Source organism: Salinimicrobium oceani (genome assembly GCF_012037645.1).
This window is the reverse complement of the sequence record NZ_JAAVJR010000387.1, coordinates 1-520: the sequence shown is the minus strand read 5'-3', so window position 1 is coordinate 520 and position 520 is coordinate 1. Positions and strand designations below refer to the sequence as shown.

Sequence of the window (520 nt, the reverse complement as noted above, 5' to 3'; positions counted from 1 at the left end):
TGGAAATCAAGAAAGAGTAGTGTTCAGTGCTCACTGGTCAGTGTTCAGTACCTCCCCCGCTACACAGCGGGATTACCGCGGAATTTGACTGTAGAAGATTTTGGGCCGATAGCAAAAAAAAAGACCCGGCGGGGCACAATAATTTTAGCCCTGGGTTTTAACCCTGGGATCAAAAAATGCCCCCTCCAAAAAAGCCCTGGAAGGGGCGACATATTTGCGATTGCCATTAAATCATTATTTTTAGTCATATGACAGTGAGCAGTAGGCAGTGATCACAAATTTTAAAACTGAGGTTGCGGACCTTGATTCAGAATTAGTCCTGGTTCCAGGTCCTTGATTCTTGTTTCTTTTTTTATTGCTGCGGAAGAAAGCCGTCGTTGATGCTTTGTATAAAATCCAGCACCTCTTCTTTTCCGAATCCGCTGGCAGATGAGGTGACAAAATACTGAGGCATCTCCACCCAGGTTTCAAGCATTTCGGCTTTGTATTCTTCGATATGCCTTTCCAATGCTTTGGGTTT

At 44.2% G+C, this 520-nt stretch carries 1 protein-coding gene; it reads left to right on the top strand.

Annotation, left to right across the window (positions count from 1 at the left end):
- Positions 1–252 (top strand): hypothetical protein (locus HC175_RS23930; protein WP_209310053.1); only part of this gene is annotated, 252 nt, incomplete at its 5' end.
- Positions 253–520 lie beyond the last annotated feature (268 nt).